20 protein-coding genes are annotated in these 24172 nt (G+C 50.2%); 7 read left to right on the plus strand and 13 right to left on the minus strand.

What is annotated here, in order from left to right; genetic code table 11:
- Window positions 1-52: 52 nt before the first annotated feature.
- The gene (locus SD10_RS21045; protein ID WP_052731247.1) at window positions 53-2614 is read right to left on the minus strand and encodes a TonB-dependent receptor; all 2562 of its coding nucleotides are present in this window, start codon (window positions 2612-2614) and stop codon (window positions 53-55) included.
- Window positions 2615-3108: 494 nt separating this feature from the next.
- Window positions 3109-4176: an SDR family oxidoreductase gene (locus SD10_RS21050; protein WP_046576509.1), complete on the minus strand. Its 1068-nt coding sequence runs from the start codon at window positions 4174-4176 to the stop codon at window positions 3109-3111.
- 216 nt (window positions 4177-4392) lie between these two features.
- Between SD10_RS21050 and SD10_RS21055 the strand changes: the two genes are divergently transcribed.
- On the plus strand, window positions 4393-5403 hold the full coding sequence (locus tag SD10_RS21055; RefSeq protein ID WP_394330477.1) for an SDR family oxidoreductase: 1011 nt from the start codon (window positions 4393-4395) through the stop codon (window positions 5401-5403).
- Window positions 5404-5497: 94 nt separating this feature from the next.
- On the opposite strand, the gene SD10_RS21060 is transcribed toward SD10_RS21055, so the two are convergent.
- The 8 genes from SD10_RS21060 to SD10_RS21095 form a co-directional block, all read right to left on the minus strand.
- A complete protein-coding gene (locus SD10_RS21060; protein ID WP_046579917.1) occupies window positions 5498-6199 on the minus strand; it encodes a beta propeller repeat protein in 702 nt (233 codons plus the stop codon).
- 118 nt (window positions 6200-6317) lie between these two features.
- Entirely contained in the window at window positions 6318-7175 is an 858-nt protein-coding gene (locus SD10_RS21065) for an alpha/beta hydrolase family esterase (RefSeq protein ID WP_046576513.1), read from the minus strand.
- Between the two features lie 252 nt (window positions 7176-7427).
- A complete protein-coding gene (locus SD10_RS21070) occupies window positions 7428-7964 on the minus strand; it encodes a CAP domain-containing protein (RefSeq protein WP_052731248.1) in 537 nt (178 codons plus the stop codon).
- Between the two features lie 228 nt (window positions 7965-8192).
- Entirely contained in the window at window positions 8193-8954 is a 762-nt protein-coding gene (map, locus tag SD10_RS21075) for a type I methionyl aminopeptidase (protein WP_046576514.1), read from the minus strand.
- Window positions 8955-9136: 182 nt separating this feature from the next.
- Window positions 9137-9673 (minus strand): GAF domain-containing protein, encoded by a 537-nt coding sequence (locus SD10_RS21080; protein ID WP_046576516.1) that lies wholly within the window; start codon window positions 9671-9673, stop codon window positions 9137-9139.
- Window positions 9674-9757: 84 nt separating this feature from the next.
- Window positions 9758-11101 (minus strand): TolC family protein, encoded by a 1344-nt coding sequence (locus tag SD10_RS21085; RefSeq protein WP_052731249.1) that lies wholly within the window; start codon window positions 11099-11101, stop codon window positions 9758-9760.
- A 90-nt stretch (window positions 11102-11191) separates the two neighbouring features.
- The gene (locus tag SD10_RS21090; protein ID WP_046576518.1) at window positions 11192-14260 is read right to left on the minus strand and encodes an efflux RND transporter permease subunit; all 3069 of its coding nucleotides are present in this window, start codon (window positions 14258-14260) and stop codon (window positions 11192-11194) included.
- A 48-nt stretch (window positions 14261-14308) separates the two neighbouring features.
- On the minus strand, window positions 14309-15400 hold the full coding sequence (locus SD10_RS21095; protein WP_046576520.1) for an efflux RND transporter periplasmic adaptor subunit: 1092 nt from the start codon (window positions 15398-15400) through the stop codon (window positions 14309-14311).
- A gap of 209 nt (window positions 15401-15609) precedes the next feature.
- Between SD10_RS21095 and SD10_RS21100 the strand changes: the two genes are divergently transcribed.
- From SD10_RS21100 to SD10_RS21120, 5 genes are all read left to right on the plus strand, one after another.
- Complete coding sequence (locus SD10_RS21100; RefSeq protein WP_046576522.1) at window positions 15610-15939, plus strand: ArsR/SmtB family transcription factor; 330 nt, start codon at window positions 15610-15612, stop codon at window positions 15937-15939.
- 484 nt (window positions 15940-16423) lie between these two features.
- Window positions 16424-17353: a DUF4595 domain-containing protein gene (locus tag SD10_RS21105; protein ID WP_148562485.1), complete on the plus strand. Its 930-nt coding sequence runs from the start codon at window positions 16424-16426 to the stop codon at window positions 17351-17353.
- Window positions 17354-17612: 259 nt separating this feature from the next.
- Window positions 17613-19445 carry a PQQ-dependent sugar dehydrogenase gene (locus SD10_RS21110; RefSeq protein WP_046576525.1) on the plus strand — a complete coding sequence of 611 codons (1833 nt, stop codon included), beginning with the start codon at window positions 17613-17615 and terminating at the stop codon, window positions 19443-19445.
- A gap of 195 nt (window positions 19446-19640) precedes the next feature.
- Entirely contained in the window at window positions 19641-20219 is a 579-nt protein-coding gene (locus SD10_RS21115) for a TetR/AcrR family transcriptional regulator (protein WP_046576527.1), read from the plus strand.
- Window positions 20220-20288: 69 nt separating this feature from the next.
- Entirely contained in the window at window positions 20289-21032 is a 744-nt protein-coding gene (locus SD10_RS21120; RefSeq protein WP_046576528.1) for an SDR family oxidoreductase, read from the plus strand.
- Between the two features lie 80 nt (window positions 21033-21112).
- Here SD10_RS21120 and SD10_RS21125 read toward each other — a convergent pair whose 3' ends face one another.
- Entirely contained in the window at window positions 21113-21988 is an 876-nt protein-coding gene (locus tag SD10_RS21125) for a Nif3-like dinuclear metal center hexameric protein (protein ID WP_052731250.1), read from the minus strand.
- A 166-nt stretch (window positions 21989-22154) separates the two neighbouring features.
- On the opposite strand from SD10_RS21125, the gene SD10_RS21130 reads away from it, so the two are divergent.
- Complete coding sequence (locus SD10_RS21130) at window positions 22155-22466, plus strand: hypothetical protein (RefSeq protein WP_046576530.1); 312 nt, start codon at window positions 22155-22157, stop codon at window positions 22464-22466.
- Here SD10_RS21130 and SD10_RS21135 read toward each other — a convergent pair.
- Together SD10_RS21135 and SD10_RS21140 are read right to left on the minus strand one after the other, a co-directional pair.
- Window positions 22454-22924, minus strand: coding sequence for a response regulator (locus tag SD10_RS21135; protein ID WP_046576532.1), 471 nt, complete (start codon window positions 22922-22924; stop codon window positions 22454-22456). The two genes, SD10_RS21130 and SD10_RS21135, sit on opposite strands and share 13 nt — an antisense overlap.
- 167 nt (window positions 22925-23091) lie before the next feature.
- A complete protein-coding gene (locus tag SD10_RS21140) occupies window positions 23092-24147 on the minus strand; it encodes a nucleoside hydrolase (protein WP_227699039.1) in 1056 nt (351 codons plus the stop codon).
- Window positions 24148-24172: the final 25 nt, after the last annotated feature.

Genomic DNA, 24172 nt, shown 5'->3' on the forward strand with positions numbered 1-24172 from the left:
CTTTAGCTGTTTACCGAATCGAAGCGGTTGGTCAGGCCTAGGGTTGACTAGCTTAAAATCCAGGCTCCCAGACTAGATTTGTGTAATAAAGCCCGCCCACCGCCGGACCACCCGTGAAGGTATAATACGGCTGGTTCAGGATATTGGTACCGCCCGCTTTCACCAGAAGATTGAGTTTTGAGAGCCGGTAACTCACCTGGGCATCCAGCGTATTAATGGCCGATACGTTGCCGGTGGCTAATTCAGACTGCCACAAAAAGGCATCCTGGTGTTTGTAGTTTACCGAAAAGCCAAGCCCGCGCCATAGATTGCCATTTGAGAGGCTCAGATTGGTAATCCAGCGGGGAGTGTTGAAAGCGCTCTCTAACCCATCGCCATTATCGGCCCGGTCGAGTTTGGCATAGGAGGCATTACCACCCACCGACCAGTTCTGGGTCAGGCTGTAGCGAAGTCCCAGGCTGGCTCCATAATTATATACCTGGGTTTGTGAGTTGGTCCACAGCCGGTATCGGTCCTGTGTAGTCGAAGCAGAAAAGTAATACGCCAGCGAATCCCGATTCGTACCTTTGGCCAGGTTGGCATTCACCTGGGCAATGAAATTTTTGTAAGCCGAATAATACACATCGGCATCCACATAAAGCCGTTTTTTGAACAACAACCCTTTATAACCCAGTTCGAAACTATTTACCTGTTCGGGTTTCAGATAGGTGTAGAGGCTCTGTTTGAGAAGTCCTTTGTTTTTTTGAATGGCCTGATCGGTCGTGAGTTTATTCGTATTGACATCGGTTGTAATGGCCGCCTGAAAGGCATTGATGGAGGTTACTAAGTAGGCATTCTCATATATTCCCTGCGACATGATTGGCAGGCCGCCAACCCGTTTGACTCCCCCGGAGTTGATGTTGGTAAATCCTTCGAAGAGGGAGGGAAACCGGTATCCATTCTGGTAAGAAAGGCGAATGTTGTGCGCTTCCGTTGGCGAGTAAACAACCGATGCCCTGGGATTCAAACGGGCGTCGAAGTAGTAATTCTTATCGACCCGCAGCGATCCGGCCACCTTCAACTGATTGTCAAAAAACAATCGACTAAACTGGACAAAGCCGCCGGTTTTGCCATACACCAGGTTTTTACCGGCCTCGGTGGGGTTGATAAAGTAATTACCATCTGGGAACACGACATATCGCCGAAAATCAAACCCCGCCTGAATGTTGATACCCGTTTGTTGGCGAAACCGCTGCCAGAGTACCCGGGTCGGCTCGACCTGCCCTTCAACATGATACATCCAGGACTGTACCCGAAGCGCTGCGCCAATGTCCCAGTTATTGATGTCGCGGAGTTTGGCAACCAGATCATTAAAGGTAGGCGTACCCGGTACCGGGCGACCTTTGTCGGCGATGGCGCGAGCATCCCGCAAGGCGTCTGGTACCGCCAAACCCGCTTTGGTATCGGCATTGAACTGATTGGTAAAATCAGAAAACCACTGATTATCGGTCTTAAACGACTTGTCGATGTTTTCGGCCATCGACCGGATATTATAGGAATCACCCGTGTTTTCGTGGGTTTGATACGCCCTTAGCTGCACCGAGGGTGTTGTTAAGGTCAGGCTGTGCTGCCCGAGCCGGTAATTCTCCAGCCGAAAGCGATTGGTGCGCTGATAGACATTATTTAATGTGGACCCCTGATAGGTGTAGGCCAACTCGACGGTTGGGGAGAATCGGTAATGCAACGATAAATCACCCCGCAGATTCCGGAGGCCATAATCGGTGGACTCCGCTTCGTAATACCCCGTTCGACCGATGCTATACCGTTTCCCGCCTAATGTGATCGTTCGCCGGTTGGCCGCTTCATTCCCATACCCATTGACGGGATCATACGCGGGATTATCGGCACCAAACAAGCCCAGGGAAGCGTTGCCGCTGGGGTTCAGATCATCCCGGTTGCCAGCTACCCAGTCGTAGCCCCGCTGATACACCAGATTCACCTTAAAGGCGAATCGATTACCAATCCGGCGGGCATACCGGAGGCTGGTTTCGGAATAAATCTTGGGCGATATGGCCGCATCATTCACATGGTTTACGCCGGTTTTCTGGCCGATGCTCAGGCCCTGCGAATCGAAGGGATTACGGGTTAAAATATTGACCAACCCGTTCAGCGCATTCATGCCGTACAGCGCGGAAGCAACGCCGGGCACCAGCTCAACTTGCTGAATGTCCAGGTCCGATGGAGCAAGGGCACTGGCAATTGGAGCGCCAATGTGGGGAGCCTGGTTATCGCGGCCATCGACGAGTTGAACGAAGCGAACGTTGGTGGTAGCCGCAAAACCGCGCGTATTATAAACTTTGAAGCCTAAGCTCGAGGTAAGCAGTTGAACACCTTTGATATTCTCAATGGCATCGAAATACGAGGGTTGGGCTGAGAGCCGAATACGCCGGGCATCAATTACGTCAATGCTGACGGGCGATTTGAGAATATTTTCCGCGACGCGGGACGCCGAAACCACTATTTCATTGAGTTGAACCTTACGCAGCGAATCGTTGGGCGTTATCGTGCTGTCGGGCCTAATAGCGGCCCACAGCGTTGAACTCATGAAGATAAAAGAGAAGAAAATGTATTTCATGAAGGGCGTTATTTTCAAACAAATATAACCCTTTAGTCTTCTCATTGGAGCATAGAGTTGTATTAAGCCGCTCACCAAGCGGGAAAAGGGTTCCTAGCTAGCGGAATGAGGTTTTGAGCCAGAGTTGGCCCTGATAACGGCACTGAAGCCGAGCTACATTGTGCTTATAATAAAAAACGGCGCTGTCGATCAATCAAACGCTCTATTTATAGAAAGATAACGTTTGATTGATCGACAGCGCCGTTGCCGACCAGACCTATCCATATACTCAACACGAGTTCTCCTCATCCATACTTTGTTGGTATGAGCATTAACCAACCAGGCTCAGGCTGCCCTTCATTCATCCCCGCCTTGTCTACGGTGAGCGTATCGCCCAAGTGAACCAGTACATATTATCAGAGGTCGCAGAGGTTGGCATTACCGCAACGTCTGTCGTTCCTGATCCAGCTCGCAATTTATTTAGTTCTTGCGGGCGTCTGTCGTCAAAACTATAGTCAGGGAATGAGCCTTTCCGCTCTGAGGGTGTCAAACAGATTAAAGAAAGAATCACGGGTATCCTGATAAACGGTAAAGCCCAGTTTACGGCTTTTCGACATATCCGTCATCACTTCGAGGGGGCGGCCTAAATCCAGATCCGTGTGCCAGGCAGATGCCAGACGGTCCAGATCTGGCTCTTTTAAGCTATACCTGGAAGCGATAGATCTCCATAGCGGACCGTCAGCAGCCATCGCTGTTTCCAGCGGGTGAATGATACCGTCGAATCCTTTGGCTTCGACACCAAACCAGTCAGCCAACTGTAGCCAGAGCCAGTTCCAGCGGAATACATCGCCGTTGGTAACGTTAAACGCCTGATTATGGGCCGCTTCGGTAGTAGCCGCCCAAATCATCTGCTGAGCCAGAACACGGGCATCCGTCACATCAGACAGTCCATTCCATTGCGCGCCGGAACCCGGAAACTGAAAAGGTCTACTGGTTTCTTTACAAATGGAGGCATAGACGGCCAGCGTTGTCCCCATGTTCATCATATTGCCAACCGCTTTACCAATTACCGTATGCGGCCGGTGAATACTCCAGGTAAAACCATCCCGCTCAGCAGCCGCATATACTTCATCTTCCTGGGCATAGTAGAAGTTCTCGATTTCCAGTCTGGGGTGCTCTTCCCGTACCGGCGTTATGGGTAGTGTCCCTTCTTTAGCATAGGCTTCAAACGGACCCAGATAATGCTTAAGTCCGGTTACCAGGGCCACATGCTGCACTGTTTTCGTTGGCGCCACTGTATCCAACAAGTTACGCACCATTAGGCTGTTGACCCGGATGTTTTCGGCTTCTGTTTCATTACGCATCCAACTGGTAATAAACACATGAGTCGGACTAACCTCGGACAGAGCGGTGGCCAGGCTGTCCGTATTCAGAAGATCCGCTGAAATAGGGGTCAATCCAGTTAAATCTGTTTTTGGATTGCGGGCCAGCCCATACACGATCCATTCCTCAGCGAGCAACTGTTCGGCCAGATTACTGCCAGTGATACCACTGACACCAACAACCAATGCTTTTTTCTGCATAGCTAAACTTTACTTTTCGGATTCTTCAAAAGGATGATTCCTTTTCAACCTAAAGTGGTAAAGTCCGCATTCTGTTCAGCATTCTTCGTTTGTGCACGCCAGAATTAAATGTAAATAAAATCTAACCTTCGTCTAACACGACTTGTTTAGCCATTATTCTATAGGAAATATAGTTTAGTGCAACAACTATTTACTCAACGACAAAATACAACCATGATGAATGATCATCCCATAAGCAGACGCCAGGTGATTGGCGGAATTAGCAGCGGTTTGGCCGCTACCGTCGTAGCCGCTCCGGTATTTGCCACTTCTTCGCCGGGAGAAGCCCCCAATACGGTTGCTCCGGCCGCCCTGGTCGATCCAACGACTAAATATCCAAAGCCTCCGTTTAAAGCCCAGCCACAACCATGGCCGGGGCTAGCCAGCAAAATGGACCCTCGCCCCGATCATGGGGAAACCAGTTACAAAGGATCAGGGCGTTTGCAGGGCCGCAAAGCGCTGATTACCGGTGGAGATTCAGGCATGGGCCGTGCTGCGGCTATTGCCTATGCCCGTGAAGGTGCAGATGTAGCTATCAATTACCTACCCGCCGAAGAACCTGATGCCAAGGAGGTAATCGATTTGATCAAGAAGGAAGGCCGAAAAGCAATCGCTATACCAGGTGATATTCGGGATGAAGCCTTTTGCAAACGATTGGTCGACGAGGCCGTGAAAGGGCTGGGCGGTCTGGATATTCTGGTTAGTAATGCGGCCCGGCAACAGAGCCGCGAATCCATCCTGGATGTCTCGTCGGAGGATTTCGATGCAACGATGAAGACCAATATTTATGCTCCCTTCTGGATCATCAAAGCCGCATTGCCTCACTTACCGGCTGGCTCAGCCATTATTGGCACAACCTCCGAGCAGGCTTATGATCCCTCGCCAAATTTGTACGACTATGCCCAAACGAAAGCGGCCACGATGAACTATGTCAAATCGCTGGCCAAACAGCTTGGCCCAAAAGGGATTCGGGTCAATGGCGTTGCGCCGGGGCCCATCTGGACACCCTTACAACCGAGTGGTGGAGCTACGCAGGAAAAACTAAAAACCTTTGGTGGGAATACGCCACTGGGCCGTCCCGGACAACCAGCTGAACTGGCTTCCATCTACGTTCAACTGGCAGCTAACGACGGCAGTTATGCTACAGGTCAGGTGTATGGAGCAGCAGGCGGTGGTGGTCAGCCATAGTGATCAGGAATTTATGTAAAGAAAAGCCGCGTTGGGTCACTCCTGACGCGGCTTTTTATTTATGGACTACTGGAATAAATCAGCCGCTTCCTGATTAAGGTAAGGGCTTCTTGGAGATGTAAACAACGCCCCGTCCGTTCTGGCTATTGCAGAAGGCGAAGTTTTGGCCCCGCCCACAAACCGCATCAGTACCGGAAATATAGAGTCGCCCCTGCTTGTCGAGATACAAACTATGCAGTTGATGGAGTTGGGGCAGATCGATTCGTCGACCATCAGATGTAGCCACACCAGGCGTCTCAAACGCACCCGTTGTGGCCGTTGGACCACCTAAAAAGACTTGATTGATCTGGTACGAGATACCCGTAGAAGCCGTGACCGGGTTAATAGCGAAGGTACTCGTTGCGCTCGATGGCTCAAAAATAGGATTTCGTCTTGTGTATTGCTGCCAAGTCTTGCCATCGTCAATACTGAAGTTATCAGCATTAATCAAATAGCGACTATTGAGTAAGCCATTCAGGGTAAACAGTGTGTCCTGATGTTCCACAACACCAAACATACCGAGCGATTGCCGATAAACCTGTTGCCAGTTTTTTCCCTGGTCAGTGGACCGGAACAGACGGTCTACCGTGGTAATCAACAGTGTCTTGTTGTAGTCACCCCATACGCCCTGAATCTCGCGGTCGATGGGTGATTTAACGGTGTACCAATCGTTGTATTCAGGCGACACCGTATCCGATTCGGGCTTTTCGCAAGAGAGGATGCCCAAAAGGAGGCCACAGAAAAGTAGTGTTTTCATACGCATTAAGGACACAATAGACCAATAAAGGCAGTTGAGTTGTTACTACTTTTAAAAGTCAGTATATGTTAATTATACCCTTAACCCAGGTTGAACACGAACTCATTGATCACTTTTTTTACCGGTGAATCTGATGCATAAAGAACGTCAATGCCTCTACGTGCACATCCACATCATTGGGATAGTCGTGTTTACCTCCAATAACTTTCAGCAAAATAATGTCTGGTTTTCCGGCGGCCCGGTATGTGTACCGTTCAATGGTTTTGCCGTCCTGCGGGTCAACATCGGGTAGCTTCTCCATGGTGGGCTTACCCTGATAATGCGCCAGCCCAGCCCAATAGGCCAGCGTGCGGTCAGTCGACAGTACCACGCCCATGTCCATGTTCTTGCCTAAAACGACCCGGCCTCCCTGGTAGGGGTTGATCGGGTCCTGCGTGCCATTGATGATCATGATGGGCACCGGTTTACCCGTCGGTACACAATCCATGTTCGTGCTGTCGGGCAGATTGGCAATGATAGCCGTAACGGCCCGAAAAGCAAGAGGCATCGTCAGGGCCAGTTTGTAGGCCATGTGCCCACCGCCCGACGTTCCTACCACAAACACATGATCTGTATTGACGGCGTAGCGCTGGTGGAAATATTGAATCATGCCCTGAAAGAAAGCCTGCTCGTTCACATCCTCCTGGTTAGCTTGAGCCGGTGACGACTTTCGGCATTCATTCCAGTAGTGCTTATAGCCATCGGGATAAACAACCAGCGTATTAACTTGCTTCGCCTGTTGTTCCATCTTACCCGTTGCCTTCATCATGCCCTGACCATCCCCGCCTGACCCATGCAACACAAAAACAAGGCTGGGTTTATTGAGCGAGGCCGACGGCTGGTTAAAGTGAAACACCCGATAATGCCCCTCTATGAGCAGCGAATCGTGTGTAAGCTGGGCGGCTACCGGATAAGAAATCAGACCTGTCAACAGCATACATATGACGAAGAGCCTGGAGAGAATAGACATAGACGTGAGTTTATTCGAACGAGTCATGTTGCAGATATTGGTGGTATCGCCTGAGTGGTTAACGTTATTTGTTTATGAGACAGGCTAACTCAATCAAGCACTACACTCTATAAAGCTACTCAGTCGGCGCAGATTCAACAACCCTCTTGCAAAGCCGGTTGCCAACCACAAAAATGCATTTCTGATCGACACCGACCAGGTCGAACCATACAGATCCTGCTACAACTGGGCCCCAAATAGTTGGCAGTAGTAGTACCGATTCTGTTTACTGGGGCCGGCAATACCAATGCCGATATCGGTTATGCCACTGGTCAGTATGTTTTTTCGGTGCCCTTTCGACTCCATCCATTGATCGATGACCACAAACCGGCCATCCAGGCGGGTATTGAGGGCAATATTTTCACTCAGTTGCCGAAATGAATAACCAACACGTTTAGCTTTATCAACTAAGGTCAGCCCGTTCAACGTGTGGCTCATTTGGTCTTTGGCTGCCATTAGTTCGGCGTATTGTTGAGCCGCCTGCATCAACTTAGCGTCCTGGGTCAACGCGGGTAAGCCTTTACGGACTCGCTGCTGGTTAGTGGCAACCAGAATGGCTTCCTTCTCGCCAGGTAAGTCAGCGGTTAGCACGACATCCACGGCATGATGTAAGGGCTTGAGAGGAGCGTTTTCTTCAAGAAGTGATGTCTTTAAGCCTAAACCTGTCATCAGCCAACCAGACAGGATAATGAAGGCAACATTTTCTACTAAATTCATAGGCACTTATAAACTATAACTCAGCATCAGCTTTCGTTCTAAAACAACGAGCTTACTCGGTAAAACAGGATGTAATGTCCTGAATATATCTTAGGTGTCGGGCGGGCGTCCTTCCAGGCTATAGAATGAATGTGGCAAGAAAAGCAGATAAGCTTAGGATGAAGGCATTCAGACAACCGTTACCGTCTCCACTGAATTTAGGTTAAGTGGTGATGAGCGAATCAGGCTTTAGTTCCATAATTGATTCGCAGCTGTCAGGATGATTGGTTGTTTGTCCGTAACGACTATCGTTTGTTCATGCTGTACAGCAAAACTGCCTTTGGCGATTAGTGTCCAACCATCCCCCTTTTCCTGAGCATACGTGGCGTTGGTAGATAAAAACGTCTCGATGGCCACAACCGAATTTGTTCGGAAACGCGTTTTATTGGACCGATCATAGTAACATAAAATCTCAAGCGGTTCTTCATGTAAGCTTCGACCTATTCCGTGCCCAGCCAGATTCTTGATGACCCGGTAGCCACTTCGCCTGGCTTCAGTGTCAATTAAACGCCCAATCTCAGCTATTTGTACTCCTCCTCGGATGTGACTAATGGCTTTGGCCAGGATTCGCTTCGAAGTTTCTACTAAGTCACCACGCTGATGAATGTCTTTCCCCAGGACGAACGATCCCCCATTGTCTGACCAATACCCATTCAGTTCGGCTGATACATCAATATTAACTAAATCCCCTTCCTGGAGAAGCCGTTTGGCCGAAGGAATGCCATGACATACCTCCTCATTTACACTGATACAAGTCCAACCCGGAAAGCCATAAGTGAGCTTGGGTGCCGAACGGGCACCATGCAGTTCCAGCAGTTGTCGCCCATATTGATCCAACTCAAACGTCGACATTCCTGGCTGGGCATACTGTTGCATGCACCTAAGGGTGGTGCCAACGACTTGGCTGATCTGCTGCATACCGGCCAACTCCTCTTCAGTTTTCAATGACATAGCTTTTTAGTTTTATGATTAGGCAAAACTAACATAAAATAGGGTGCTCTGCTTTGCGTGCACTAGCTAAGCTGGCTTCCTGCGTTCACGAAATCCCTGAAATGGCCTAGTAAATCAGCACCCTTGAGTCGTACTCAAAGTGCGTTAAAATTGGTTCACCTATAACCAGTTTGTGTGCCACCTCAGCCAGACGTCACATAAGCCGCTATTACTGGCTGCAAACGCGGCAGGATGGCTTCAATCTGCGTCTTTTCTTCCTCGGTCCAGTGCCGGGCACGCCCAAACATACAGGGTTGCAGAATTCCCCACAGTTGATTGTCCGCCTGGATGTGCGCATGAATCAACGCCCGGTGGCCGAACGTTTCCCGCTCAAACTGCTGATTGAGTACTTCTGGACCAGCCATGTCAACATCATCGACATAAACCGACGGTTTCATAGCCAGCCCGGCCCGAATCAGCGGGTCCTCCGTCGGCAACTCATCCGTATCGGGTTGCCAGGTGGGCTGTATCGTATTTTTGTCGGGAATCTGCGGGTTCCTGCGCCAGCAGAAAGCGGTTCGTCCCCGCTCCTGCTCAGGTTGCCGCACGTAAAGAAAACAACGATCGGCTTCCAAGGCCATTCCAACGGTCTGGACCACCTGATTCAACGTATCGGCCGGGGAATGACCAGCGCTCAGGAGTTCTTCAATGGTTGCCGATAAAGCGTGTATAGGGATCATGGGTGCTTAACCCCTAAGCGCTGATTAGGTTTACAACTTATGCCGTTTGTCGAATCCATAGGCAACCCCAATCCGTCGCCTGCGCTACTTAATTCGACCCAATACCTTGTCAAGTTCGACAGTAGCCGTCAGATAATCGTATACGGCCTGGAGGTAATTTGACTTAGCCTGGGTAAGCGAAAGTTCAGCATCCGTCAGCTCTAATCGGGAAGCAATGCCCTGTTTCCAGCGGTCGCGGGTGATTCGGTACCCCAACTCGGCGACGGAAATTGTCTGTTGTTGAGATTGGATGCGTAGCCGGGCTTCCTGTACATTTGCCAGCCCTATTTTCACCTGTGCCCGCACAATCTCCTTCAGGTTAGCCAGCTGTTTTTCAGTTTGTTGGCGAGTTACCTGCGCTTGCTGAATACGGGAATTTGTTCGAAAACCAGTGAAAATTGGCACACTGAGCTGCAAACCCAGGTAGGAGCTTACGGGCCATCGGTAATCACCGAGCCGAAAATTATTGGCTTGTGACTGAGACAGTACCGAGCCAATCGCAGCTAACTTCGGCTGCTTCTCAGCTGCCTGCAGCGCAATTTGCTCCCGGTTTAGCTGCTCGATTAGTTCCAGCCGACGCACTTCGGGCCGGGCCTGCACCGCATCGAGAAAAGCATCGGTTCCCGGCGAGACGAATAAAGCATCGTCATACCGCAGCGAATCCTGCAAGTCTATCTCCTCCCGCTCGTCCAGCCCCACGGTGCGCTTCAGCACCGTTTTTGCGATGCCAATTCGATTCGTCAACTGAATGAGCGTTGGCCGCAGGTTTTCGACCGTCACAAAAGCGCGTAGCGTATCGACGCGCGAGGCCCGTCCTTGCGCCAGCAGGGAGCGGGCGTCTTTCAGGGCCTGCTCGTTGCGGGTAATACTTTGCTGTTGCAACCGGAGTTGTTCCTGCGTGATCAACACGTCCAGATACGCTTTTTTCACATCCGTAACGACAGTCGCCCGGACATCAGCTAGCGCCTGATCCGTGGCTAATCCATCGATCTGAGCCACTTTAATACCCGAACGAACGCTGGTCTGAAACAAGGGTTGGGATACCGCCACGCCACCCAGGAACGCATTCGCCCCTCCGACCCGAAACGTGGCTAACTGATCGTCGCCTAACCCCACAAAGCTACCGGGCAGGAACGAAACTTGTTTGTTGAAATAGTACAGGTACTGCGCCGAAGCGGCTACAGTGGGCAGACCATACCCTCGTGCTTCCTGTACTTTCTGAGCGGCTTTGGCTGTTTCCAGCGTTGCTACCTGCAAATCGCGATTTTTGTCTATCGCCAGTTTAACGGCATTGTCCATCGTCAGTTGGCGAACCTGGGCTTTAGCTAATTGTAAGCTCAGAAAAGGAATTGCCAGGAAAGACGTAATGATATACGTGGTGTGTCTCATAAAAATGCTATTGATCAAAATGGAACCGCACCGGTGCGCCGGGCCGCCGGGCCGCCGGGCCGCCGGGCCGCCGGTGCGGTTCTATACAGATTAGGCTACTAGTTCAAGCTCCTCCGCTTTTTTCTTCGGAACCCGCGAGAAGTAAGAATACACGGCTGGAATAATGTAGAGCGTGAGCAGACCCGCAAACAATAAACCGCCGACAATGACCGTACCCAGCGAGTTTCTACTGTTTACGGTGAGTGCAATCGGGATGGTACCGAAGATCATGGCCAGACTGGTCATCAGAATGGGCCGGAATCGGGAGGCTGCCGCTACTTTAGCGGCTTCGCTGGTGCTCAGTCCGGCTTCTTTTTGCTGGTTGGCAAACTCAACAATCAGGATACCGTTTTTGGTAATCAAACCGATGAGGGTAATGATCCCGATCTGACTGAAAATGTTCAGGGTCTGTCCAAACAGCCACAAACTCAGCAGAGCACCGGTCATCGCCATGGGTACGGTCAACAGGATGATAAACGGGTCGACCAGGCTTTCAAACTGGGCGGCCAGCACCAGATAGATCAGCACCAGCGCAAATACAAAGGCAAACAGCAGACTCGACGAGCTTTCGGAATAATCCCGCGATTCGCCCGCCAGCGACGTTTTGATCGTTGCGGGCAGAACCATTTTGGCAATGCGGTTCATTTCCGCGACGCCATCACCAATGGTTTTGCCCGGTGCCAGGCCAGCCGATATGGTTGCCGAAATGGATTGATCATACCGGTAGATGGCGGCCGGGCTGATGCTTTCCTTGAACGAGACCAGGTTATCCAGCGAAACAACATCACCAGTTCGGGTCCGCACAAACATGGCTTTCAAATCATAGGGTGTATCGCGGTCCTGTTTCTGCAACTGGCCGATTACTTCGTATTGGCGGTCATTGTAAATAAAATACCCGTACCGCTGGCCACTCAGCGCCAGTTGCAAGCTCCGGGCAATCTCAGCGACGGAGATACCCAACTCAGCCGCCTTATCGCGGTTAATCTGAAGGACCAATTCTGGTTTATTCACCTTCAAATCCGAATCAGCGAACCGCAGAATCGGGCTTTTACGCGCTTCCTCCAGAAACTTCGGTAACACGGCCGTAACAGCCGCCAGGTTCATGCCCTGCAAGACGTACTGGACGGGCTGGGCCTGGCCGAATCGGCTCCCGATGGTTGGCGGCTGCACCGGAAAGACCATGACACCCCGGAAATTCTGGATGTTTCGGGCGTAAGTCGCAAAGACATCGGCCTGGGTCGTGGTGCGTTGGTCGGCTTTTTTGAGGAATGTGTTCTGAATGGCAATATTGACCGGGGCCGGTGGGCCAAATGTCAGGGCCAGAATCGAATAAGACTGGAACATGCCCGCCGTCGAATCGATCGAGAATTTAGAAATCTCGTTCATATACTTTTCCATATACTCGTACGACGACCCTTCCGGCGCAATGACAGCCAAACTGATTTGCGAGCGGTCTTCCAGCGGAGCCAGCTCCGAAGGGAGTTGCTTTCCAATGACATAGATTAGCCCGAACGTAACGATCAGGGCGGGAAAAGCCACCCATCGGTAGTGCATAAACCAGCCCAGCGACCGTTCGTAGCCCCGGTTCAGGGCCACAAAATAAGGCTCCGTCTTGCGATACAGCCAGTTGGGTTTGTCATGCCGTTTCAGCAGGTACGCGCTCATCATCGGCGACAGCGTCAGGGCCACAAACGCCGACACCAGCACCGACCCGGCGACAACCACGGCGAACTCCTGAAAAAGCTTTCCGGTAATACCCGGCAGGAACAGAATAGGTAGAAAAACGGCGGCTAACGTAATGGTGGTCGAGATGACAGCAAAGTAGATTTCCGATGATCCTTTGCGAGCAGCCTGTAAAGGCGACATGCCTTCTTCTACTTTGGCGTAAATATTCTCCAGTACCACGATGGCATCATCCACTACCAGACCAATCGCCAGCACCAGGGCCAGCAGCGTCAGAATGTTGATGGAGTAGCCCGCGATGTACATAATGAAGAACGCCGACACGATGGACACCGGAATGGCTACGACCGGAATGATCGTCGACCGCCAGTCGCGCAGGAAAAGGAACAGAATCAGAATCACCAGCCCAAACGCCACGAACAGGGTTTCTTCCACTTCCGAAATCGAATCCCGAATCGGCTCGGTGAAGTCTTTCCCGATGGTCAGCTCATAATCGGCTGGTATTTCTTTGCGCAGCTCCTTCAGTCGCTTGTAAAACTCATCGGCAATGGCAATGGCGTTGGCGCCCCGTTGAGGTTCAACGAACACACCAATGGTCGGTGAATTTCCCTTGAGGCTATTCAGAATGGCCGTCCGTTCGTTCTCCGCTCCCAACTCAGCATAGCCAATGTCCCGGAACCGAATGATACTGCTTCCCGCCTGCTTGACGATCATGTTGTTGAAATCGTCCTCATTCGTTAAGCGGCCCAGTGTCCGAACCGTCAGTTCGTTGCGGTCACCTTCGATCCGGCCAGAGGGCAAATCGACGTTTTCTTTCCGTAGCGCCTGTTCAATATCCGACGGTGTCAGCTGATAGGCCGCCAGTTTTGCCGGGTCGATGCGTAGCCGCATGGCGTACTTCTTTTCGCCGGCAATACCGACCCGTTTCACGCCCGGAATCGTCTGCATACGCTCTTTAATGACGGTGGAGGCAATGTTACTTACTTCCAGAATGCTGCGGGTTTTGCTTTCCACTGCCATGAAGATGACAATGTCGCCACTGTTAGCTTTTTCCACGATGGGTGGATCAACGTCAGCGGGCAGCAGACGCCGGGCTTTGGTTACTTTATCCCGCACATCATTGGCGGCTGCTTCCAGGTCTGCATTGAGGTTGAATTCAACCGTGATCACACTGGCCGCTTCCTGCGAGACAGACGAGATGGTCCGGATGCTGTTGGCTTCACCAATGGCCTCTTCCAGTGGCTTGGTAATCTGGTACGCGATTACGTCGGGGCTGGCACCGGGATAGGATGTGGTGACCGTAACAATGGGGGAATCTGTAACAGGATATTCGCGAATACCGAGGTAGGTCAGTCCGACGAAACCAAAAAGTATAATCAATACAGAGAGTACCCCGGCCAGCACTGGCCGCTGAATACTAATTTCCGATAAACTCATGTGGGGTATTTTTAAAACAAAGAGAAGGAGAACAACGAGCGTGGCTAATTAGTCAATTGTCGATGCCGTTACGGGTACGCCCGTGTCCAGACGTAGCAGATTGGTCGTTAACACCGTATCGCCGATCGATAAGCCTTCCAGAATCTGCACCGTTCCTTTGGTCCGACTTCCGGTCGTTACGTCCCGGCGTTCTGCTTTTCCATTTTTAACTCGGAACAGAGAATACCCTTTGGCGGTAGGGATCAAGGCTTGGGTCGGTATCCGGATGCCATCCTGAACGACGTGCAGCGCAAACGCAATCTTAGCCGAAGAACCAGGCACCAGTTTGCCACCTTTGTTTTCGCTGATGGCCTTAACCAATAAGCTCCGGGTGTTGGCTTCCATCTTTGGCTCCGTGGCGGTAACCTTTGCTACGAATGGCTGACTGCTGTTTTCGGTTGTAAAGTGAATGGCCTGACCCGGCCGAACCTCCGACGCGTATTTTTCAGGAATCGTGAAGTTGACCTCTACCCGGCTAACATCGTCGATCGAGCTGAGAACCGTCGATGGAGTTACGTAAGCACCAACGTCGACACGCTTAAGGCCTAATTTACCCGCAAACGGAGCCCGGATTTCCGTTTTAGCCAGATCCACGTCAATCATAGCCATTTCAGCCTGCAACACGTTCAGGTTGGTCAGGACTTTGTCGTATTCCTGCTGATTGATTGCTTCCGTTGCCAATAGTTCGCGGAAGCGTTTTTCATCCAGCTTCGCTAATTTTTCCTGAAGCGCTACTCTGCGTTTTTTAGCGAGCAGATCGGCGTCGTCTAACTTATAGAGCAACGTACCCTGGCTTACAAAACTACCCTCCCGGGCATAAACCCGGACCAGTTTACGGGCCACTTCACTGACGAGATCGACCTCTTGATTCGCCTGAATAGTTCCGGTGGTTTGTAGTTCGTCGGTGATGGTTTCGCGTTTTACGACAAAAGCATCAGTAGCTACCCTGCTTTCGGCCACCGGTGCCGGAGCCGCAGTCTTACCGCTTGTGGATGCTGATGGTTTATTAGAAAATAATTTTGGCGTGACTAGAAACAGAGCGATTGTCAAAACGATCAGGCCTGCAATCAGGGACTGGGTTCGAAAGTTGAGCGTTTTCATTTTGTGTGAGGTTGTATTGTTTTAATGTTCTACAATTATCGAACTTTAATTGTTTTATGGTTGTCGAACAAGATGACCTCGCAGATGGTTTCTCAATTCTGAAAATCTATTGAATTTTTTTCCCTAACCACATTGTTGTGTTAGCAAATACTGTAGCTACTTCATTAACTAGTAGCCGTGATGAAGTAGCAATCAGACGATTTTAATTTATGAAACAGTACCAACATCCTACCGCTGACCAGATCACCTTGCCGTGTGTGCTCCACGCCCTTAGCGACCCCGTACGGTTAAATTATGTGCAATGTCTGGCTCAGTCTGAATGCGAACAGTCATGTGGCGCCATCCCAACTCCCGTTGCCAAGTCGACTATGTCTCATCACATCAGGGTGTTGCGCGAGGCTGGCATTATTCACATACGACCCTTCGGCACCCAAAGCCTGATTTCATTACGATCTGATGAACTAGAGAAAAAATTCCCGGGCGTTTTAACCTCTGTGCTGAAAGCCGTTAAAAGCACCGATGTTATCGAGCAAGTTTAACAGGAGTACGATCAAACGTAACCCAAGTTCTTAACCGGTAAATGAGTGCGTATGGCAAATCAACTGGTTTGCCATACGCACTCATTATAATTGATAATCAGTTCGATTCCTCCCTTCTTTCCTTGTTGCCATTCATTTAAACGGCCGTTTGAATGGGCATAGCCAGCGTCCAACTTTTTATTCCCAAGGGTTAAGACTGATGGCAAAACTTGCCAAAACCTGTCGACGCTTCGACTTGTAAGAGTACGTTTCGCAACAAAATGACCGCCACGGCAGTCTAGCGACTAACCAACCACAATAGGCCTACGGCAGCATCCTCTTCGATTTTCTGAGCCTCAGAGCGACTCATTGCCAACCACCAACGATTCAAGAGATGATTACTGGCCACTGGTGGTAAAATCTTTGGGGCATCCGCTTGCCACCAGCACCTTTGCTGCCAGTAAGCAACCGGAAAGCCAGCAATGGCTCATCAATCTACATCAACATGCTACACCCAATCGCTTTAAAGAGCAACGCAGCACACCTGAAGACGTTGCTTGACAAAAGCAAAACGACCCTTTATCTGGTGGCTTCCCTAAGCGTCTTTTCCTGCCAGGAAAATAGCCTGGTCAATCCCGAATTAACGCAAAGCCAGACCTCGACAGTCGCCCTTGCCCAGGCGATGGGAGCGCCCAAGAAATACAAACTCACCAAATTTGGCGAACAAAAGCTGATTTACTACCCCGATGGACGGATAAAGGGGTATGTGTATCCCTCCTATGGCCTCACCGCCACGTATAGCTACAACTACACGCCTGGCACGATGTACTCCTCAGGCTCAATCGATGTGATTCTCCATGCGCCCTCTCCCAATACGGTGAATATTAATCAAACCTACTGGTTCAATGAGAAGGGGCACTGCTACAAATATCAAGAAGTTGACCATCAACCTGCTGGTGACGTAACCCTCATGTTTATCCTGGGCTACAACCCCAATGGGCAGTTGGTTGATTGCCTGCAGTGGCTTAACGGCAATGTCAGGGGACGAGAGCACTACGACTACAACGCCGATGGGGATTTAATTAAGATTACGAGCTTAGATGCCCAGCAGGTTATCTACCGGACAGCTATCTTTTCCTACACCGATGCAAACGGGGGAGCTCCGGTGGATGATTTATACCCGGTGAGCTCGAGATGGAGTGATCTTTATGAAGGATTCCTGCCTTATTTTGGCAAGCCGAGTAAGCACCTGATCCAATCCGTTGTTGAAACTCTTCCAAAGAGTCCGAATCCTACAAAGCATATTTACTACAGCTATGTACGGAATGCCGATGGGTATGTGACCCAACGCAAGGGTACTTACAAGCTGGGCAGTGAGCCGTTCGAGACTACGCCGTATGAGTACGAGGTTACTTTAATTAAAATTCCCAATTAAGGAACGATGGTTATCACCTGTTCAGGAGCTCTAGCTTTCGTATATCGTCTTGCTCCTAAAAAGTCGCTGGTCGCCAATGATCAGCGACTTTTTACTATTTCCCTAGCCGAGTGCTACGGTTTAGACTCAAGATGATGTAAACACCGCCCAACAGAGCCATTCTCGTCAAGTTCATTAATTTTGCTTCCAGAGGAAGTGATATAGGTTTGCTACCGTTAATTTACTCCCTTAACAGTCAGACTATCTATTTAACTCGTCCATGCTTACGCGCTACGCCTACTCAAAACGACTGAAGTTCTGTTTCTTTTTGCTGGTAATTACCAGTTGGAATATGTCTGCCATGGCTCAGCAACCCGCCAGTGGAGGGCAGGCTCGCCAGTCGAAACCAGCTGCAACGACAGTCGGCGTGGAGCCAACTGCCTATTCTGCGGATAAACGGATTGTGGCAAAAGGGCAACTTTTGTTTCAAAACAGCTGTTCGCCCTGCCACAACTTTCTGCAGAAAGGAATTGGACCCAACCTTGGGCAGGTCACTACTCAGGTGTCAGCTACCTGGCTAAAACAGTTTATCCGGAATGCGCCGGAAAAGATTAGCCAGAAAGACGACCGCGCAACCCGACTTTTTAATGAGTACAAGCAGGTCATGCCTGCTTTTTCCAACCTAACGGAAACTGATTTGACCGCCTTACTGGCCTACATTCATGCTAACCACAAAGCCGAGTCGCTTGCCAGTTCAGCCGAAAAGCTGGGTGCAGGCCTGGAAAATCCGATACCTGCCAAGCTCGCCAAATCAGGTTTGCGACTCCGTCTTAGCGAAGTGCTGACAGCCCCCGCTACGTCAACAGCAATTCCGCATGCCCGGATCAACAAAATGGCGGTCTTGCCTGGTCAGCCTGACCGGGTCACGCCTGACCGGGTCACGCCTGACCGGGTCTTCCTTCAGGACTTGCGGGGAATTCTTTATGAGTTGGTGGGTAATGAACTGCGCGTCTTTATGGATATCCGGAAAGAACGGCCGGACTTCATTCCAGCACCGGGTTTAGCTACAGGATTTGGCAGCTTCGCCTTTCACCCTGATTTTTACCAAAACGGTCTTCTCTACACCACTCACACGGAAAAAGCGGGAACAGCACCGGCCGATTTTGCCTACGCCGATACGATTCCCGTCCGGTTGCAATGGGTGCTCACTGAATGGAAAGTAAACAAGCCAACCGAGGCTATTTTTTCTGGAACGGGTCGCGAACTGCTGCGCGTCAACTTCGTTTCGGCTATTCACGGACTACAGGAAATCACCTTCAATCCACTGGCCAGTCCAAAAAGCCCCGACTATGGCCTGTTGTACATGGGTCTGGGCGATGGCGGGGCCACTGAAGAAGGCTATTACTTTCTGTGTAATGACAAAAGTCGAATCTGGGGTTCGGTCGCGCGAATTGATCCCAGGGGGAGAAATAGTACAAACGGCCGGTATGGAATTCCGCCCGAAAATCCATACGCACAGGATCAGAACCCGGCTACACTCGGAGAGATTTTCTGCCGGGGGTTCCGCAATCCAAACCGCATTAGTTGGTCTCCTGATGGTAAGATGCTGATTACGGACATTGGTCAGCATAATGCCGAAGAACTCAACCTTGGCATCGCCGGAGCGGACTATGGCTGGCCACAGCGGGAAGGTACGTTTCGAATGAATCCCCGGGGCAACATGAGTGTCGTTTACCCCCTACCTTCCGACGACTCTTCGTCTGCCTATTCATATCCGGTAGCTCAGTATGACCACGATGAGGGAAATGCTATTTCGGGCGGGTTTGTGAATACGGGAACGTCACTGCCCCTGCTCAACGGGAAATACGTGTTTGGCGACGTCGTTAACGGACGGGTATTTTTTGTGGAAAGTGCTGACCTTAAAACCGGCACTCAGGTTCCAGTTCAGGAAGTTGACCTGGAAGTAGACGGTCAGCTAACCACTTTTCAGAAATTAAGCGGCAGCAAAAAAACGGATCTCCGCTTTGGTATGGGGTTGCACCACGGGCTTTATTTGTTTACCAAAACTGATGGCAAACTATACCGGGTAACGGATTGTTATCAACCCCGCTAGCGCAAATCCAGAGATAAGGTCATTATTACCAATGACTTAACTAGCTTTATTTACGCCCAACGCACATTTTTGGCATGCCTCTTCCGATCCGACAATCGTTTTGTGCGGTAGGAAAATAAAAACAACCTTAATATTGTATCAATTGATACAATACATATCTTTGCATCAGATTAGCGCTGGGAATCAACGTACACCATGGCAGGAAGACAGAAAATATACGATGAAGAAGCAGCTCTGGACGCTGCCATCAGGGTATTCTGGGAAAAAGGCTATGACAACGCGTCTTCCAGAGATTTGCAGACAGCGATGGGAATCGGCATGGGGAGCTTTTACCTGGCCTACAAGGGAGGAAAGCAGGAATTATTCAGAAAGTCGATGCAGCGCTTCTTTTCGGTCTATCCAAAAAATTTTTTGGCCATGCTCGACACCTTTGAGAATCCGTTGGAAGCCATCAGGCAGTATTATTATGTCCTGGCCGATCCAGAAGGGATGTTTGGCCAGTTTGGTTGTTATTTCAGCAATACCCTTTTCCAGGCTGACGACAAGGAGCTTAAAGAAGCGGCCGTGCAAAATATTTCCACCGTTTCTGACGCCTTCTATCAGGCCTTGATGCGGGCTAAAGATGCCGGAATCATTAATCCGAAGATACCCAGCGAGCTATGGAAAGTTTACCTCCTGAACTTATGGACCGGATTGAATACAACTAAATTGATTGAGAAGGATACATCGAAACTGAAGGCGATGATCGATTTCAGTTTGCAGGTCTTTGATTAGGCTTTTTTTTAACCCAAATTGTATCGATCGATACAATATTACAAACGCAGTACATAATCCGTTTAGCAAATGAATATCTCAAACAAAACAGTGTTGATTACCGGTGGTGGATCAGGAATCGGGTTCGAAGTCGCCAAACTATTAAGTGCTCAGGGCAATACAGTCCTCCTTGTCGGCCGAACCGAAAGCAAACTCAAAAAGGCCGCAGAAGGGCTACCCAACACGGTAGCTATTCGATGCGACATTACCAATGAAAAAGATGTCAACGAGTTGATCCAACGGGTGTCAGAGGAGTATCCTGACTTGAGTGTACTCATCAATAATGCTGGCCTTGCTTTTGCCTATACCCATTCTGAAAACGCGGGCGCTTTTGAAAAATCGACAGTCGAATTTGCAACCAACTACTTTTCGCTGGTTCGTTTGACCGAAGGTTTTCTTCCGCTCCTGAAAGCGCAACCGGAAGCGGCCATCGTGAATGTAACCTCCATTGTTGCCTTTGCACCGTCGGTCCGGATACCCTCCTATTCAGATAGTAAGGCGGCTGTTCACTCATACACGCTTTCGCTCCGGCACACCTTAGCCCAAGACACATCAATCAAAGTCTTTGAATTGATGCCACCGCTGGTAAATACCGAGTTTTCAAAAGAAATTGGTGGAGAGCAAAACGGCATTCCACCTATTGAGGTCGCACAAGGCCTGGTAGACGCCATTGAAAAGGACGAATATGAAATCAAGATCGGTCAAACGGCCGACTTCAGAGCGTTCTATTTGACGGCCCCCAATGAAGCCTTTGCCCTGATGAACCAGGAGTAATCAAATGCCGATTGCAGGCAGAAAAGCACGTTCTCTTTTCTGCCTGCAATCGGCATTCACTAACAATTAGCATGTGCCCCTTATTTGACCGGCTGATCGGGACGCCAGTAAGGTTCGCTTGCTGAGATGAATTCGATCGGGGTGTCGGTGATAAACCCTTTCAGCCATTCGGCACAGTATTTCATACCGGCTTGCTCCGAAATCAAATGCCCTAGTATAATCAGGCCCTTCTTCTGGCCAGACGTGATGGCGTCCTGCACATATTCGACCAGTTCCCATTCATGTGTCTCTCCCACAACCAGCACATCGGCCTGCGCCAGATACGGAACTCCCGGCATCAGACTAACATTACCCCAACTAGCCATAACCCGCCTGACGGGCATTTGGGGATCGCCGATTACGCGCATCGTTCGAATGCCTAATTTCGTACTCATCCCCTGCGCGAACCGGGCCAGCGAGGTTTCCGGAAACGTGAACAATCGGGAATTTTGCGAGTCGTTGTTCTTCTCCCAACCCAATTCCCGAACCATTCCTGTAGCAATGCCATCCGGTCGGCGTCCGTGCCAGTGATCGTGAAAATGAAAGACAGCCATGCCTTTCTGCTGGATAAAATCGCGCTTCAGCTGATACAGTGAATCCTGCTGAACAGGCTCTGTACGATCCTGGTGGGAGTAATAGGTTGGTTCGTGCGTGATGACCATATTCAGGCCTTTGCTGGCGGCCCGTTGCAGCACATCCAGCGTAGCCATCATGGTGACGGCCACCCCTTTAACGGGTATTTCCGGAGTGCCTGCAATCAGATTGTCGACGGTTTGCTCGCGCCATGGAATTCCTACATTAGCTTTGACACGATCAATAACCTGACCAACTGTAAGCAAGGGAGGGCTGAAGGGCCTGCCAAAGGTAAGACCCAGTGAGGCCATCAAAAACGTGCGACGGGATGGATAGGCATTCATTTTAGGTACCGATTAACACAATAAAATTGCCTTACTGGAAAAATGAGCGGTTCTTGTCAGAGATTTGTCCGGTAGAACGTAAACATGACACTTATTTATCAAATGGCTATGCTCATGTTTACTTAGTTAGTCCGCTATTGGGTACCGAAAAGCCACACAGTACTTCATGAATACGCCCCTAATTAACACGATCATCACTGAAAACCAAGCCTTTCAACGCCTAAAAACGACAGATGGCCCAGCCCCATTAATGGTCGGCTTTGTCGGAATAAAAACGCTGATCACAGATTTACTAAAAACTGACCCAGATAACCTGAGTATTATCGAGGCCCTTCATCTGCTACAGGACCAGGGCTGGCAAGATGCTTCCAGTATGCTGGATCATTATGAAGAAGAGCAGCAAGAGAAGTACCAAATCGCTTTCTTCCGCCTGCAGGCGTTGGTTGCCACTGCGGTGAATACCATTCAGGCTTCATAACGCAAAGGCAGTGAAACGGTGTCCCACCAATAGCGCCGAAAAGTATAAAAGCAGTTCAGCCAGTCGTGAAAGCTTCCGGGTTTAATTATATAAGAGGCTATACTGAAGCCATAAGCCAACTCCATATCTTCATGAGCGGCCGAAGAGCTGAGCACCACCACCGGCATTTTCCGGTAAGTAGGGTGGGTTTTGATAAACTCCAGTAGGTCCAGACCTTCTGACCGGGTCGGTAAATACAAATCCATAAGGATTAGCAGCGGCAGCTTCGCATTATCTCTCATCTGAGCGTCAACGTACGATCGTACCTGCATGGTATGATTCAGCCAGGTAGGTTCTACTTCGGGAAAACACTGATTCAGGACAGCCCGGATGATGAGCCACTGATCCGCATTATCTTCGATAACTAAGATAGGAAGTCGGTTGGATTTTCGTTTTTGCCGAGTAGTTGCTTTACTCACGTATGTTGCAAAATAGCTTGAATGGAATCTATAAAACTTTCACGTCAAGGCAATAAGTGCGCTAACGCCCTATGCTGAACGGGCTGGGTTAAGAAAATGTTTTATGTCGCTGCCTGTGGTCGGGTGAATTCTGTTAAGCGGCACTGGTGCCCAGCCTTTGCGCTTACCTATGGGTTCATAAGTTCCAGCTTCGCAAAAAAGTCTGTAAACAGTAGCGGAATATCCAACTGGGAATAAACCCGGATCGGGCGCCCCACGGGGTTGTAGTCATACCCTCCCTGCGAATTGATTCTGGGTGCGAGTTTGAGAGCATATGTACTGGAAGAAGGGTCAGCCTCGAAGGACGACTGTAAGGCCGTTAGCAAGACCAGAGGGCTATCGCCCAGAATGTATGTTTCGCCTATGGCTACTTTATAGCGCTGCAGGCGAAGCATCAACTCCTCAAGCGTATTAGACAGGTAAGCACCCACTTTCCCACGTGGCTTGACCTTCGTTAGCAGCAGAGAGTAAGGAAGTAAAGCTTGCCGGTACGCATTTCTGGGAACCTGCCAAATAGGTAATCTAGTTCGGTTAAAAATGGTCCTAGCGGCTGAAAGATCAATGTTCAGATTGTACTCTACGCTTGAGTAGTTGGGTGGCGGCAGAGCCAAATCGGGGTATTCGGGGCCTCCAATCCAGACCAACGTCAGTTTGTCGGCAATCTGGGGAGCCTTCAGAACGGCTGAGGCTATTTCGGTTAGCCCGGCTCCGCAGAGAACATACAGCGGCAACTGCGTGTCGGTCCGTAAGGCTTCGTTTATGATCAATGTAACAGCTTCGCTTTGTACAGGTGTGGTGTCATTGGCCATGCCTGTGTTTGAGCCAGCCATAACCGGAATTGGGCTTTTGATCGCCATCAGTTGTAGAACCTCCCGGGCTTTTTTAGCTGCATTATCGGCTTGAGTAGACGAGTTATCAAACCCGTCGCCGACCCGGAGGTGTGAGCCAATAATGCCCCTTATGTCGACCGAAGGGGACATCAGCAAGTGAACCAGTTGGAACAAACCATCGGGGTCTCCACTAAAATCATTATCGACAATCACCCGCATTCGGGGTGTAACAAGGGTTCGGCCACTGGCCTGTTGCCCCCTGGAAGCCATAGGAGCAACTAGCAGGAACAGCGCCAAAACCAGGCAGACGCTTTTATAGCTGATAATGGCTGATGACAAATAATCTGTTTTCAAACGACGGCTAGATTGGGGTTGGTCA

It is taken from the genome of Spirosoma radiotolerans (genome assembly GCF_000974425.1).
In the GTDB taxonomy this organism is placed as follows: domain Bacteria; phylum Bacteroidota; class Bacteroidia; order Cytophagales; family Spirosomataceae; genus Spirosoma; species Spirosoma radiotolerans.